The organism is Colwellia sp. MB02u-14 (assembly GCF_014076915.1).
Lineage (GTDB): Bacteria > Pseudomonadota > Gammaproteobacteria > Enterobacterales > Alteromonadaceae > Colwellia_A.
The window spans coordinates 1-944 of record NZ_JACGUX010000017.1 but is presented as its reverse complement, the minus strand read 5'-3'; the positions used below and the strand labels follow the sequence as shown (position 1 = coordinate 944).

General features: G+C 37.3%; 1 protein-coding gene. It reads right to left on the bottom strand.

Translation table 11 applies throughout. The features are described from left to right. Positions 1–184: 184 nt before the first annotated feature. On the bottom strand, positions 185–736 hold the full coding sequence (locus H4J52_RS02905) for a hypothetical protein (RefSeq protein ID WP_182224188.1): 552 nt from the start codon (positions 734–736) through the stop codon (positions 185–187). Between the last annotated feature and the right edge of the window lie 208 nt (positions 737–944).

The window sequence follows — 944 nt, the reverse complement described above, 5'->3', positions numbered from 1 at the left end:
TTAAAAAGAGCTAACCCTATACCAGCAATACCTGTGAGCATACCGACATAGCCTGTCCAATGTGGGTCCGACATATTATTCCTACTCTTAATCGTGCACCGAGATTGTCAAAGCACCTAACGCCCCATTAAGAGGCTTTTAATTGTTGGTTATAATGTGTAGCCAAGCGGAACCTAACCAACTGTTAAAAGTCCTGCTTGAATGGCTTGTTAGGCATTTCTCGATACCTGTTAAGAACTTCTTCAACTGCCACCATGCCACTCTTATTTTTAAGTTTTAGTATTTCCAAAAACTGATAAGAATTAAGCTTATCTAATTCTGAATTTGGTCGTTGAGTTTTTACCGTTGTATCCCCACCATTTTTCAGTAAATATTCAAGGTACACTGCATTATTAAATAAAATTGCTTCATGTACAGCGGTAAACCCTTCGTATGATTGGTTTATGGGTAAGCCACGCGAAACAACCTCATCTAATACACTAAACAATCTTTTATCAGAATTTCCTCCATTCCTACCCAGCGCTCTCCCAACCCAAAGGATAAAAGGCATGTCACAGATTCCTACGACCTTATACTTTTCTCCACAATTTGAATAAGGGTAATCAAAGGTTTGTAAAACCCATAACGCAATGTTAGGGCTGATAAACAAACCATTTTTAGAATAAGGATTATATGTCTGTTCATCACTATTTGAACCCGCAACAATAGTTAAACTATACGCATCTTCAAGCATCACTAAAGTTCGATTTAATACAGGGATCAAACTAATGAGAAAAACTAAGAATAATATTAGAAACGACTGCCTCATAGATTAATGCCTAACGAATGATATGGACTCCCCTACTAACGGCATCTATGTGCCATATTGAAAGTGTAAGCATTCAATCAAAGGAGAGTCCATATGTCTTTAATTAAAGTCGTTGGCATCGATTTAGCCAAACTTG